At 68.6% G+C, this 13,401-nt stretch carries 14 protein-coding genes and 1 pseudogene; all 15 read left to right on the plus strand.

Annotated elements, in window-relative coordinates; all coding sequences use genetic code 11:
• Positions 1–3 precede the first annotated feature (3 nt).
• The 15 genes and pseudogenes from G1H11_RS23870 (at position 4) to G1H11_RS23940 (ending at position 13,369) form a co-directional block, all read left to right on the plus strand.
• The gene (locus tag G1H11_RS23870) at positions 4–648 is read left to right on the plus strand and encodes an NUDIX domain-containing protein (RefSeq protein WP_163821134.1); all 645 of its coding nucleotides are present in this window, start codon (positions 4–6) and stop codon (positions 646–648) included.
• Positions 649–902: 254 nt separating this feature from the next.
• Entirely contained in the window at positions 903–2,018 is a 1,116-nt protein-coding gene (gene ald, locus G1H11_RS23875; protein WP_163821172.1) for an alanine dehydrogenase, read from the plus strand.
• Positions 2,015–2,947 carry a site-specific tyrosine recombinase XerD gene (gene xerD / locus G1H11_RS23880; RefSeq protein WP_163821171.1) on the plus strand — a complete coding sequence of 311 codons (933 nt, stop codon included), beginning with the start codon at positions 2,015–2,017 and terminating at the stop codon, positions 2,945–2,947. The genes ald and xerD overlap by 4 nt, the downstream gene beginning before the upstream one ends.
• A gap of 271 nt (positions 2,948–3,218) precedes the next feature.
• Positions 3,219–4,103 carry a ParA family protein gene (locus G1H11_RS23885; protein WP_246211800.1) on the plus strand — a complete coding sequence of 295 codons (885 nt, stop codon included), beginning with the start codon at positions 3,219–3,221 and terminating at the stop codon, positions 4,101–4,103.
• Complete coding sequence (locus tag G1H11_RS23890; RefSeq protein WP_425501277.1) at positions 4,100–4,999, plus strand: segregation and condensation protein A; 900 nt, start codon at positions 4,100–4,102, stop codon at positions 4,997–4,999. The genes G1H11_RS23885 and G1H11_RS23890 overlap by 4 nt, the downstream gene beginning before the upstream one ends.
• Positions 5,000–5,007: 8 nt before the next feature.
• Positions 5,008–5,709: an SMC-Scp complex subunit ScpB gene (scpB, locus tag G1H11_RS23895; protein ID WP_163821175.1), complete on the plus strand. Its 702-nt coding sequence runs from the start codon at positions 5,008–5,010 to the stop codon at positions 5,707–5,709.
• Complete coding sequence (locus G1H11_RS23900; protein WP_163821135.1) at positions 5,702–6,445, plus strand: pseudouridine synthase; 744 nt, start codon at positions 5,702–5,704, stop codon at positions 6,443–6,445. The genes scpB and G1H11_RS23900 overlap by 8 nt, the downstream gene beginning before the upstream one ends.
• Before the next feature lie 138 nt (positions 6,446–6,583).
• Complete coding sequence (gene aroH / locus G1H11_RS23905; protein WP_163821176.1) at positions 6,584–6,955, plus strand: chorismate mutase; 372 nt, start codon at positions 6,584–6,586, stop codon at positions 6,953–6,955.
• Positions 6,952–8,073, plus strand: a complete 1,122-nt coding sequence (locus G1H11_RS23910) for a prephenate dehydrogenase (RefSeq protein ID WP_216844093.1) — start codon at positions 6,952–6,954, stop codon at positions 8,071–8,073. The genes aroH and G1H11_RS23910 overlap by 4 nt, the downstream gene beginning before the upstream one ends.
• A gap of 69 nt (positions 8,074–8,142) precedes the next feature.
• Positions 8,143–8,844, plus strand: coding sequence for a (d)CMP kinase (gene cmk, locus G1H11_RS23915; protein WP_163821136.1), 702 nt, complete (start codon positions 8,143–8,145; stop codon positions 8,842–8,844).
• Positions 8,841–9,539 carry a lysophospholipid acyltransferase family protein gene (locus G1H11_RS23920; protein ID WP_216844094.1) on the plus strand — a complete coding sequence of 233 codons (699 nt, stop codon included), beginning with the start codon at positions 8,841–8,843 and terminating at the stop codon, positions 9,537–9,539. The genes cmk and G1H11_RS23920 overlap by 4 nt, the downstream gene beginning before the upstream one ends.
• 33 nt (positions 9,540–9,572) lie before the next feature.
• On the plus strand, positions 9,573–10,934 hold the full coding sequence (gene der / locus G1H11_RS23925) for a ribosome biogenesis GTPase Der (RefSeq protein WP_343074917.1): 1,362 nt from the start codon (positions 9,573–9,575) through the stop codon (positions 10,932–10,934).
• Between the two features lie 356 nt (positions 10,935–11,290).
• Positions 11,291–11,632 (plus strand): annotated as a pseudogene (locus G1H11_RS23930) (GntR family transcriptional regulator); the annotation flags it as partial.
• A gap of 103 nt (positions 11,633–11,735) precedes the next feature.
• A complete protein-coding gene (locus tag G1H11_RS23935) occupies positions 11,736–12,617 on the plus strand; it encodes an ATP-binding cassette domain-containing protein (protein ID WP_163821139.1) in 882 nt (293 codons plus the stop codon).
• A complete protein-coding gene (locus tag G1H11_RS23940) occupies positions 12,614–13,369 on the plus strand; it encodes a hypothetical protein (protein WP_163821140.1) in 756 nt (251 codons plus the stop codon). The genes G1H11_RS23935 and G1H11_RS23940 overlap by 4 nt, the downstream gene beginning before the upstream one ends.
• The last annotated feature ends 32 nt before the right edge of the window (positions 13,370–13,401 follow it).

Consider the following 13,401-nt stretch of genomic DNA (forward strand, 5'->3'; position numbering starts at 1 on the left):
CCCGTGAGCGGACAATGGGAAGACCGGCCGGAGCGCTGGCCCGTGGTGACCTCGGACCCGATCTTCGACGGCGCGGTGATCTCCGTACGCACGGACGTGGTCAAATCCTCGGTTGACGGGTCAACGTTCACCCGGGACGTCGTCGTGCATCCCGGGGCGGTCGCCATCGTCGCGATAGATGACGACGAGCGGGTGCTGGTCGTGTCGCAGTACCGGCACCCGGTGGGCCACCGGTTGATCGAACTACCCGCGGGCCTTCGCGACGTGCCCGGTGAGCCGCCCCTGGATGCCGCCCACCGCGAGCTGTACGAGGAAGGCCACGTACGTGCGGCAGACTGGCGCGTCCTCGCCGACGTCTTCAGCTCGCCGGGCATGACCGACGAGGCGATCCGGGTCTTCTTGGCGCGCGGCATCTCGGCTGTCCCGGAAGACGAGCGGTTCGACGGTGAGCACGAGGAGGCAGACATGCCGGTGTCGTGGGTGCCGCTGGCCGAGCTCGTCCGCGCCGTTCTCGACGGCAAGGTGCAGAACGCCGTGTCGTGCCTGGGTGTGCTGGCGGCCTGGTCGGCGCGGCACGACGGCGGTTTCGACGCGCTGCGCGCCCCAGACGCGCCGTGGCCCGCGGGAGCGTCACCCCGCCACGCCTAGCGTCCTGCGTGGAAAGCCCTTTGTCACCGACTCTGTCCGGCAACATACTTCCTACGCAGGGCACTGGTGTCCCGTGCCGGGCCGGTGTGCTGTGAGACGGCTGGGGCGTGACCGCGGCCGACCTTGATGATCTTGTGATGAGCCTGTTCTCGCATCGCGAGACCAGGGTGGGCAGTTCTGTTCTAGACTTCGGCGCGAGGGCTCGACTGTCCGCGGCGTACCGCCGCCGGGCGAGGGAGTTGAAGGGGACAGACGTGCTGGTCGGTATTCCTGCAGAGGTCAAGAACAACGAGTACCGGGTGGCGATGACCCCGGCGGGGGTGCATGAACTCATCACTCATGGCCACGACGTGGTGGTGGAGACGGAAGCAGGCCTCGGCTCCTCGATCCCCGACGACGAGTACCGGGCCGCCGGCGCGCGCATCGCCGGTACCGCCGACGACGTCTGGGCCGAGGCGGAGATGATCTGCAAGGTCAAGGAGCCGGTGGCCGAGGAGTATCACCGGATGCGGCGTGGGCAGGTGCTGTTCACCTACCTCCACCTCGCCGCCTCGCGGGAGTGCACCAGGGCCCTCCTGGATTCTGGCATCACCGCCGTCGCGTACGAGACCGTGCAGTCCGACTCCGGCCATCTTCCACTGCTGGCGCCGATGAGCGAGGTGGCCGGGCGGATGGCTACGCAGGTGGGCGCGCACGTGCTGGAGCGTGCGCAGGGCGGCCGAGGCGTCCTCCTCGGCGGTGTGCCCGGAACCCGGTCGGCGAAGGTCGTGATCATCGGCGCCGGTGTGGCCGGTATGAACGCCGCTGTCATCGCCATGGGGATGCTGGCCGACGTCTGGGTGCTGGACAAGAACGTGACGCGCTTGCGCGACGTCGAGGAGCTGTACGGCGGGCGGGCGCAGACCATCGCGTCGAACCTCTTCGAGATCGAGAACGCCGTGGTCGACGCCGACCTCGTGATCGGCGCGGTCCTGGTGCCGGGGGCCAAAGCGCCCCGGCTGATCTCCGACGAGCTGGTTGCCAGGATGCGGCCCGGCAGCGTGCTCGTGGACATCGCCATCGACCAGGGCGGGTGCTTCGAGAGCTCCCGCCCCACTACCCACGACAATCCGACGTTCGCCGTGCACGAGTCGATCTTCTACTGCGTGGCCAACATGCCGGGGGCGGTACCGCGGACCTCGACCTATGCTCTGACCAACGTGACGTTGCCGTATGTGGTCGAGCTAGCCAGCCGGGGCTGGCGGGACGCGATGCGCGGCGATCACGCGCTCGCCCGCGGCCTGAACACCCATGACGGCCAGGTGGTCTATGAGCCGGTGGCCGAGGCGCACGAGCTCGAGGCGGCAGACCTGGACGAGGTGCTCAACTGAGCGAGCACACGGGACTAGCCAAGGCGGTCAGGGCCTATCTCGATCATCTGGCGGTCGAGCGGGGCCTGGCGGCCAACACGTTGGCGTCCTATCGCCGCGATCTTCGCCGGTACGTCGAGTTCCTAGCCGCTCTCGGCAGAGTCGAACCCACCGACGTGCTGGAGAGCGACGTGATGGCCTTCCTGCGCAATCTCCGCGAGGGGAGCGACGCCTACCCGGCCCTCGGTGCCAGCTCGGCGGCGCGGACCGTCGTCGCTGTCCGGGGGCTGCACCGTTTCCTGTGCCGGGAAGGCATGACAGACGTAGACCCGGCGCGGACGGTCCGGCCGCCGGCCCCGCCACGCCGGTTGCCGAAGGCGATCCCCCTCGACCAGGTGGAGCGGCTGCTGGCGGCGGCCGCCGTGGGGGACGGGCCGCGCGCCCTGCGGGACCGCGCGCTGCTGGAACTGCTCTACGGCTGCGGGTCGCGGATTTCCGAAGCGGTGGGGCTCGACCGCGACGACGTCGACCTGGAGACCGGCACCGTGGTGTTGCGCGGCAAGGGCGGGAAGACCCGGATCGTGCCAGTCGGCTCCTACGCGACGTCGGCCCTGGAGGCGTATACGGTGCGCGGCCGTCCCGGTCTGCTGGGGTCCGGACCGGGAACGCCGGCGTTGTTCCTCAACGCCCGTGGTGGCCGGCTCTCCCGGCAGAGCGCGTGGACTGTTCTGCGTTCCGCCGCCGAACGCGCCGGCCTGGGCACCACGGTCTCGCCGCATACGCTGCGGCATTCGTTCGCTACCCACTTGCTCGACGGTGGCGCGGACGTCCGCGTGGTACAGGAACTGCTCGGCCATGCGTCGGTCACCACCACCCAGGTGTACACGCTGGTGACGGTGGACCACCTGCGCGAGGTGTACGCCGCGGCCCACCCCCGCGCCCGCGGCTAAATGATCATGTAAACCATGCTTTCTCGTGCTTCACCATGCCTGCAGACCTGGTGAAGCACGAGAAAGCATGGTTTACATGATCATTTGGGGGCGGCTGGCCCGGGGGGTGGGCTGGGGGATAGGGGCGCCAGAAAGAACCGGGCACCTGCGGTGCGGCTACGCGAGGCATCGCCCGGGAGCGAGTAGGCTCACACAGGACCGGTACGTCTGACCAGACCGAGGAGCTCTGAAACCCGTGCCACCGTCGACCTCCGGCGCTTCGGCCGGTGTCCTGCCGCTCGAGGGCGTCGCCTCTGACACCTCGGTAGACGAACCAGATGTCGATCTCGGCCCCACCCAGCGCCCGCGGGTCGAGTTCCCGCCCCCGCCGCCGGTCGAGAAGCACGGCCCGGCGCGGATCGTGGCGATGTGCAACCAGAAGGGCGGGGTTGGCAAGACCACCAGCACCATCAATCTGGGCGCTGCCCTGGCCGAGTACGGCCGCCGGGTGCTGCTCGTCGACTTCGACCCACAGGGCGCGCTCTCGGTGGGGCTCGGACTGAATCCGCATGATCTTGAGATGTCCATCTACAACATCCTGATGGACGACAGGCTGAAAGCGGCCGACATCCTGCAGAAGACCCCCATCAACGGCATGGATCTGCTGCCGGCCAACATCGACCTGTCGGCGGCGGAGATTCAGCTGGTCACCGAAGTCGGCCGCGAACAGGCGCTCGGTCGCGTCCTGCGGCCGCTGATCCCGCACTACGACGTCGTCCTCATCGATTGCCAGCCGTCGCTGGGTCTGCTGACGGTGAACGCGTTGACCGCTGCCGACGGCGTGATCGTCCCGCTGGAGTGCGAGTACTTCGCGCTGCGCGGCGTGGCCCTCCTTCAAGAGACCATTGAGAAGGTCCGTGATCGTCTCAACCCACGACTCGAGATCGAGGGATTGCTGGCCACGATGTACGACTCGCGTACGGTGCACGGCCGGGAAGTGCTGAGCCGGCTGATCGAGGCGTTCGACGAGCGGGTCTTTCACACCGTGGTGGGCCGCACCGTACGGTTCCCCGAGACGACCGTCGCGGGCATGCCCATCACCAGCTTTGCGCCGTCTTCGCCAGGTGCCAAGGCATACAAGCAGCTGGCCCGGGAGGTTCTGGCCCGGTGGAAGTGACCAGCGACGCCGATCCGGCGCTGCTGCTGGACGTCGAGCTTGCCGAGCCGGCTGCCGGCAGCGAGGATGCCACCGGAGGCTTCGAGGTTCACCTCGAGAACTTCGAGGGCCCGTTCGACCTCCTGCTCAACCTGATCGCCAAGCACAAGCTCGACGTGACCGAGCTCGCGTTGCATCAGGTGACCGACGAGTTCATCGCCTATATCAAGGACGTGGACTGGGATCTCGACGAGGCCAGCCAGTTCCTGCTGGTCGCGGCGACCCTGCTGGACTTGAAGGCGGCGCGGCTGCTACCCAGCGGAGAAGTCGAGGACGAGGACGATCTCGCCCTGCTCGAGGCTCGCGACCTGCTGTTCGCGCGGCTGCTGCAGTACAAGGCCTACAAGGAGATCGCCGGGCTGTTCTCCATCCGGATGGCCGAGGAATCGCTGCGGTATCCACGAGCCGTGGGGCTGGAGGAGCGCTTCGCCAACCTCTTGCCCGAGGTGATCGTCGGTCTCGGCCCGCACGAGCTGGCCATGCTCGCCGCGCGGGTGCTCACACCCAAGCCGGAGCCCACCGTGGGCCTGGCGCATCTGCACGAGCCGCGGGTGAGCGTGCGCGAGCAGGCGTCCGTGGTGGTGGAATGGCTGCGCAGGTCTCGGCAGGTGACGTTCCGGGCGCTCGCGGCCGATTGCCCGTCCACCACGCACGTGGTGGCCCGGTTCCTGGCCTTGCTGGAGCTCTACCGGGAACGGGTGGTGGCGTTCGAGCAGGTGACACCGCTGGGCGACCTGACGATTCGATGGACCGGCGATGACGACGACGACACTCCGATCGGCGTGAGCGACGAGTTCGACGCTCCCGAGCAGACGATCGCAGACGACATGGAAGGTACGGGAGAGTTCCCCACGTGAGTGGCGACATGGATGCAGACGAGGTCACAGAGAACGGCGCGCAGCCCGCAGAGGGTACCGGTGAGCCGTCGGTCCCGGCGGCCATCGAGGCGATTCTGATGGTGGTGGACGAGCCGATCGACGAGGTGACACTCGCCCAGGTCCTGGAGACGCCCCGTGAGGAGATCGCGGCAACGCTGCGGGCGTTGTCCGAGGACTACACCCGGGCCGGGCGCGGCTTCGAGCTGCGCAGCGTCGCCGGCGGCTGGAGGTTCTACACCCGGGCCAACTGCGCCGCGGTGGTAGAGCGATTCGCGCTCGACGGCCAGCAGGCCAGGCTGACCCAGGCCGCACTGGAGACGCTTGCCGTCGTGGCCTACCGGCAGCCGGTGAGCCGCGCCCGCGTCTCGGCGGTCCGTGGCGTCAACTGCGACGGCGTGATGCGCACTCTGACCACCCGCAGCCTGGTCGAGGAGGCCGGAGTGGATCACGAGTCGGGCGCCACGCTGTACCGGACGTCGTCGTACTTCCTCGAGCGGCTCGGAATGTCGTCGCTGGACGAGCTGCCGCCGCTGGCGCAATACCTGCCCGATGTGGACGACATGGACGGCGAGGCCGGCTCCCGGGAGAGCGTCCGGGTCCCGGCCGGAGGTATGCCCGGCGACGAGCCGGCCGCTGTCGGAGCCACGCCCACCGGCCATGCCGACGACGAGTGGACCCAGGATGGCTGAGCACGAGGACGAGGGCGTACGGCTGCAGAAAGTCCTGGCCGGTGCGGGCGTCGGCAGCCGGCGCGCGTGTGAGGTCCTGATCGCGGCCGGGCGGGTCGAGGTCGACGGTAAGACGGTCCGGACACAGGGAATGCGGGTTGATCCGGCTCGCGCGGTCATCAAGGTGGACGGGATGCGAATCGCCACCGCCGAAGCCGGCCTGGTCCACCTCGCCCTGAACAAGCCGCGCGGCGTGGTCAGCACCATGACCGACCCGCAGGGCAGGCCGAATCTCGGCGACTACGTGGAAGGTCGCAAGGAGCGGCTCTTCCACGTCGGGCGGCTCGACGCCGACACCGAAGGGCTGATCCTGCTCACCAATGACGGCGATCTGGCGCATCGGCTGTCCCATCCGAGCTACGAGGTTCCCAAGACCTATCTGGCGGAGGTTCCGGGTCCGGTGGCACCCGGCGTCGGCCGACGCGTCCGGGGTGGTGTCGAGCTCGACGACGGTGTCGTGCACGTCGACTCGTTCCGGGTGGTCGACCGTGTGGGCACCCGCGTGATGGTCGAGGTGGTCCTGCACGAAGGACGGAAACATGTCGTCAGGAGACTTCTGAAAGAGGTCGGTCATCCGGTCCAGCGGCTGGTGCGCACGCACATCGGCCCGGTGGCGCTCGGCGAGCTGCGACCCGGCAACGTGCGCAAGCTGACGCCGGACGAGATGGCGGCCCTGTACCGCGACGTCGGGCTCTGACCGACGTTCACCCGGGACCCCGGAAACGGTAGCGGGTGCGGTGGAGGAGACCGCGGAGCGGTACCGTGCTGTCTCGTGAGTGAGAACCGGACGATGGTGAGCGACGCGGCGAGGACAGGCGCGCGAACGGGGGAGAAGGTGTCGATACGTGCGGTGCGCGGTGCCACCCAACTTGATGTCGACCAGGCCGACCACCTCCTGGAACGCACCGCGGAGCTGATGCGCGAGGTGCTGAGGCGCAACGGGCTCGGAGCCGACGACGTCATCAGCATCTTCCTCACGGCCACGCCGGACCTGCGCTCGGCGTTTCCGGCGGCGGCCGTGCGCGGTATCGGCATTACCGACGTGCCGCTGATGTGCGCCCAGGAGCTCGACATCGACGGTGCGATGCCGCGCGTCGTCCGGCTGATGGCCCACGTCGAGACGTCTCTGCCGCGCGATGAGGTCCGCCACGTATACCTGCACGGAACGACGGTGCTCCGCGACGACCTCGCCGGAGACGCTCGGTGAGTGAGGCCGTGCCCGGCGCCGAGCACGTACCGACCGGCAACGGGCGGGCGGCGCTGACCGGCGGAGTACTCGTGGTCGGTGCCGGGCTTCTCGGTACGTCGGCCGGACTCGCTCTGCGGCGTGCCGGCGTCGACGTGCGGCTGCGGGACTCGAAGGCGGAGGTGCTGCGCGAGGCGATCGGGCGAGGCGCCGGCCGCGCGGAGGAACCCGGCGACCCGCCCGCGGCGCTGGCCGTCGTGGCGGTCCCTCCGGAGACGGCGGGGGACGTCGTCGCCGACGTGCTGACCAGTGGTGCGGCCGAGTACGCCACGGATGTTGCGAGCATCAAGGCCCTGCCCGCGGCCCGGGTACGCGAGCGGATGGGCTCGACCGGCCGCTACGTCGGCAGTCACCCCATGGCCGGACGTGAGATATCCGGCCCGGGGGCCGCGCTGGCCGACCTGTTCGAGGGCCGGCCCTGGGTCATCTGCCCCGACGAGCATACCGACCAGCAGGCGGTGACGCGCGCGCTCGCGGTGGCGCGCATGGTCGGAGCCGCACCCGTGACGATGTCGATCACCGATCACGACGACGCCGTCGCCCTGGTCTCGCACACGCCGCATCTGGTGGCGGTGCTGATGGCGGCCCGGCTGGTGGATGCACCCGCGCATGAGATCCGCCTGGCCGGACCGGGAATCGCCGACGTCACCCGAGTGGCGGCGGGTGACCCGGCCCTGTGGACAGAGATCCTGTCAGCGAACGCGCCGGCGATCCGCGACGTGCTCCGGAACCTGCGGGCGGACCTGGACCGCACGCTGGCCGCCCTCGACGCCCCCGACACCGCGCAGGCGCAGCTGTACCAGTTGATGCGCTCGGGCGTGGACGGCCGGGCGCGGCTTCCGGGCAAGCACGGTGCGGCCCGTACCGACTTCGTGACGGTGTCGGTGATCGTCGATGACCGCCCGGGCCAGCTCGCCCGCCTGTTCGCCGACATCGGCGCGGCCGGAGCCAACGTCGAGGACGTCCGTATCGACCACAGTCCCGGTCAGCCCGTGGGCATGGTCGAGATCGACGTGCGTCCGGGCACGGATCAGACGCTGCGTGCCGCACTGACCGAGTCTGGCTGGCGGGTGCCGTGACTCCGCACTGAGGTTGCGAAGGTGTGGGCGAGCGTCACGGATCAGCGGAGAGGGACTACCCTTCTCGACGTGTCTTCCCATTCGAGCCACGCCGCCGGGGGCCTGGTGATCGCCATCGACGGACCCTCCGGTTCCGGCAAATCCACCGTTGCCCGTCGCGTCGCATCTGCGCTTCATCTGCGATATCTCGACACAGGGGCCATGTATCGGGCCGTGACCTGGTGGATGCTGGAGAACGGGGTCGATCTGAGGGACCGGGGCCGCGTCGCGTCCCTGGTGGGGGAGGTGCCGTTGACCCTAGGCCTGGATCCGGCGGCACCGGAGATCCGCGTAGGCGAGGTGGACGTCGCCCGGGCCATCCGGGAAAGCCGGATTTCGGCCGCGGTCAGCGCTGTCGCGACCAACCTCGACGTCCGCGCGGACCTGGTGGCCCGCCAGCAGGCTGTGGCCGCTGAGGGCGGCGTGGTCGTCGAGGGCCGGGACATCACCACGGTGGTCGCGCCGGACGCTCCGGTGCGGGTCCTCCTGACGGCCAGCGAGGAGGCCCGCTTGGCCCGGCGCGCCCACGAGCTGCACGGCTCGGCGGCGGCCGCGGCTGTGGACGCCACCCGGGACGAGGTGGTCCGCCGTGATGCCGATGACTCGACCGTCGCGCGGTTCCTGGAGGCCGCGGACGGCGTGGACGTCGTGGATTCATCCCACTTGTCGCTCGACGAGACGGTCGGCGCTGTACTGGAGCTGGTGGAGAAGCGCACCGGGGTCCGGGCGTGACCGAGACAGTCCCCGGTCCCGGCGGCGCCGCCGTCGGACGACGGCTCGCGCAGGTCGTGATGAAGCTCTGGTCGGTGCGGCGGCACGGCGTGGAGAACGTGCCCCGCGCCGGGCCGGTGATCCTGGCGCCGAACCACGCCGGCTTCATCGACGCGCCACTTCTCATGGGGACCTGCCCACGACCGGTGCACACGCTCGCCAAGAAAGAGCTGTTCAAGGGTCCGGTCGGCTGGGTGCTGCGCGGGGTCGGACAGATCCCGCTCGACCGCGAGGAGCCCGGCAGGGACCTTCTCGAGGCCGGCCTTGGTGTCCTGGAGGACAACCGGATCCTCGTGGTCTTTCCCGAGGGCACCCGTGGGGCAGGCGACTTCAGTGAGATGCGCACCGGCCTGGCCTGGTTCGCCCTGCGCTCCGGCGCGCCGGTGGTTCCAATCATATTTGGCGGGACGGGTGCCCGAGGCCGTACTCTGGCAGGGTTGCCCCGGCTGCGCCAACGGCTGGATGTGGTCTTCGGTGCGCCGGTGACATTGCCTACCGGCGGGCCACGGACCCGATCCGCGCTCGAGGCGGCGACGGAGCAGCTACGTGAAGCCCTGGTCAGCAATCGGGCGGCGGCGTACTCGATGCTCCATGACCCTGAGGCAGACCTGAGATCCTCCAGACGGCACGACGACGGCCCTGAGCCGTGCGCGTGACGATGCTGGTGGACCGTGACGAGGAGAGACGCTGTGACTGAGCCGGTCGAGACGGCCGAGGTGCCGGTCCCGCAGGGCCCCCTGCCCGTGGTAGCCGTGGTCGGCCGGCCCAACGTGGGCAAGTCCACGCTGGTGAACCGGATCCTCGGCCGCCGAGAGGCGGTCGTGGAGGACGTTCCGGGTGTCACCCGGGACCGGGTGGCTTACGAGGCGGTGTGGAACGGGCGCGCGTTCACGCTGCTCGACACCGGCGGCTGGGATCCCGAAGGCGAGGGAATGGCGGCCCGGATCACGGCTCAGGCGGAGGTCGCCGTCACAGCTGCCGATGTCGTGGTCTTCGTCGTCGACGCCACCGTCGGCGCCACCGACACCGACGAAGGCGTGGTCCGCGTACTCCGACGGTCTGGTAAGCCGGTGATCCTGGCTGCCAACAAGGTCGACGGCCCGTCTGCCGAAGCCGACGCCGCAGCCCTGTGGAACCTCGGACTTGGTGAGCCGCACGCGGTGTCCGCCTTGCACGGCCGCGGCAGCGGGGACCTCCTCGACGCCGTCCTGAATGCCGTGCCGGATGCTCCTGCCGAGTCGTTCGACGAGGTCGACGAGGTGCGGCGGGTGGCCCTCGTCGGCAAGCCCAACGTCGGCAAGTCGAGTCTGCTCAACAAGCTGGCCGGCGAGGACCGGGTCGTGGTGGACTCGGTCGCGGGAACCACCGTCGACCCGGTCGACGAGCTTCTGGTCCTCGGTGACCGGGAGTGGCGGTTCATCGACACCGCCGGCATCCGTCGCCGGGTGCGTGAGGCGTCGGGAGCCGAGTACTTCGCCTCGCTGCGGACCGCGGCGGCGCTCGAGCGCGCCGAGGTCGCCGTCGTGCTCATCGACGCGAGCGAGCCACTGGCGGAGCAGGACCTGCGGATCATCTCGATGGCCGAGGAGTCCGGCCGCGCGGTCGTGCTGGCCTACAACAAATGGGATCTCGTGGACGAGGAACGCCGCGAGTCTCTCGACCGCGAGATCGACCGGCAGCTGGTTCAGGTGCGCTGGGCTCCGCGGGTGAACGTCTCCGCGCTCACCGGCTGGCACGTCGATCGGCTCGTGCGGGCCATGGACACGGCGCTGGAGGGATGGTCCACCAGGGTGTCCACAGGCAAGCTGAACTCTTTCCTGGGCGAGCTGGTGGCGGCGCATCCGCATCCGGTCCGCGGCGGGAAACAGCCCAAGATCCTCTTCGCTACCCAGGCCGACATCAAACCGCCTCGATTCGTGCTGTTCACCAGCGGTTTCCTGGAGTCGTCGTACCGCCGGTTCATTGAGCGCCGGCTTCGCGAGGAGTTCGGCTTCGCGGGCACCCCCATCGAGCTGTCGATGAAGATCCGGGAACGACGCTCGCGCCGCTGAGTTCTCTGTGCCCGAGGAAGGCGTCGTCGTTCTAGCCCACCACGATCACGGGCAGGCCGGGGCGCCGGACGAAGTCTAGGTCGTCCGCGGATATCAGCGCACCGCCGTCAGGTCACCCAGCCTGCGCACCTTCACGGCGTCGAACCCGTAGCCACTCTGTGAGCCGGGCACAGGCGTCGGCCATGCCGCGCCTCGGACGTGATCATCATGTGACCTCACCGGGCCGGCAATCCAGGCTCGGCCCCTGCGACCGCGCAAAACCGTGGGTGGCACTTTGTCGCCTGGGTTGATTGGTGCTATGGTTCATTAGTCAAGTAATGAACCTATGGACCGCGACAGGGAGCTGGAGGTGCCGGATGTTCGACGACCGGAGCCCCATCTATCACCAGATCGCGGAAGCCATCAAGAACGACATCCTCAGCGGACAGCTAGGAGCGGACGACCAGGTCATGTCCACCAACCAGTACGCGGCCTTCTATCGGATCAACCCGGCGACAGCGGCCAAGGGCTTTGCCCAGCTGGTCGACGAAGGGGTGATCTACAAGCGGCGTGGCATCGGCATGTTCGTCAGTCCCGATGCCCGGGAGCGGTTGCTGAAAGAGCGTCGGGAGCGGTTCTTCGCCGAGGTGGTCGATCCCATCGTCGACGAGGCGCGAGTGATCGGCGTGCCGCTGACGGAGATCGTCGCTCGCATCCAGGCCTATGCCGGAGACGCGAACGGCGGCCGCAGGACAGGTGGCGACGAGCAGGCCGGCGATGACCCCGTGATGCGGCCTGACCGAGGCGAGGAGGCGGGACGGCATGACACTCGGCATTGACGTGCGAAACCTCACTGTGAGGTTCGGCGATGTCGTCGCGGTCGACGACGTGTCCTTCACGCTCAGCGGCGGCAAGATCTACGGGCTGCTCGGCCGCAACGGGTCGGGCAAGACCACGTTGCTGTCGCTGCTGGCCGCGTTCGCTCCGGTCCGGCAGGGGAAGGTTCTCGTGGGTGGCGCGGAGCCGTTCGAGAACAGTGCTGTGACCGAGAAAGTCTGTCTGATCAGGGAACGCAGTATCGCTCCGGATGGCACGACCGTCAAAGACATCCTGAACGACGCGCGGGTCTTCCGGCCTGCGTGGGACGAGAAGTATGCGGACCGGCTGCTCGACATGTTCCAGCTGCCCCGCAAGAAGACAGTGTCGAGGCTTTCGCGTGGACAGCAGTCCGCGTTGGGCATCACGGTGGGGCTGGCGTCCAGAGCGTCGGTGACGATTTTCGATGAGTCGTATCTAGGTTTGGATGCGCCCACGCGCTACGACTTCTACGACGAGCTCCTCCGTGACTACATGGAGCAGCCACGCACCATCATCATGTCCAGCCACTTGATCGAAGAGGTGGGACGGCTCTTCGAGGAGGTCCTGATCCTCGACCGGGGCCGGCTCGTCTCCCATGAGGAGACCGACACCCTCCTCACAGCCGGCGCGGCGGTGACGGGCCCAGCACACCTGGTGGACGAAGTAACGCAGGGGCTGACCGTCCTGAGTCAGCAGCAACTGGGCGGGACTAAGTCCACGGCCGTCTACGGGAAGATCTCCGAGGACGCTCAGGCGCGCGCTCGCTCGGCCGGCCTCGAGATCGGATCACTGGGCCTTCAGGATCTGTTCGTTCACCTGACGAGGGAGAGGGAGGAGCCCACATGACCGCGCTGGTCGACACGCCAGGCCGGACCTGGCGTCGGGGGTTGCTGTGCGGCCGCCAGCTGACCGTCATGATGGCCTACGTCGGCGGCTTGTGGTTCCTGCCAATCGTCGTGGTGGTCTTCGTCGGAATAGGAGCTTTACAGGTCGCGACCGGCGGTTGGGGTGATCTGTCGTGGAGCAGTGTGTGGGAGCACAGCCTGCAACCGATGCGGTACTTCCCGCTGGCTATGGCGATCATCGTGGGGGCGGGCATGTTGCCCAACTACGTGTCCCACGGCATGACGCGCAGGGAGTTCTCGATCGGTGTGGGCATCATGATCGCCGTCGTGTCGGTGGCATTCGCTGTGGTCGGGGCTATCGGCCTGGGAGTGGAAGACGTGATCTACGGGTGGTTCGGGGAGTCGCCCGAATACACCGTGCCGCACCTGTACGCCGACCCCGGTGACGTCCCCCTTGTCCTCGCCCAATACGCGCTGTTGACCTCTGCGCACATGGCCACAGGTTGGTTGATCGGCGCCACGTACTACCGCTTCGGCGGATATCTCGGGACAGCGATGCTGCTCGTCACGCTTCTGCCCGCCATCGCCGTGGAGTTTGTGCTCTCGGTCTCGTATTTCGGCCAGGTCGCACAGGACGGTTTCGGCTGGGACCGCCCACCCCTGGCGGTCGTCATCCCGGCGTGCCTCGCCATCACTGCGGCGACGTGCTACGGCACGTACCGGTTCGTCCGACGCCTCGCTATCAAGCCCTAGACCTGCAATTTCGTGTTGACCGCTCGGCAGGC

It is taken from the genome of Phytoactinopolyspora alkaliphila (assembly GCF_010550695.1).
Lineage (GTDB): Bacteria > Actinomycetota > Actinomycetes > Jiangellales > Jiangellaceae > Phytoactinopolyspora > Phytoactinopolyspora alkaliphila.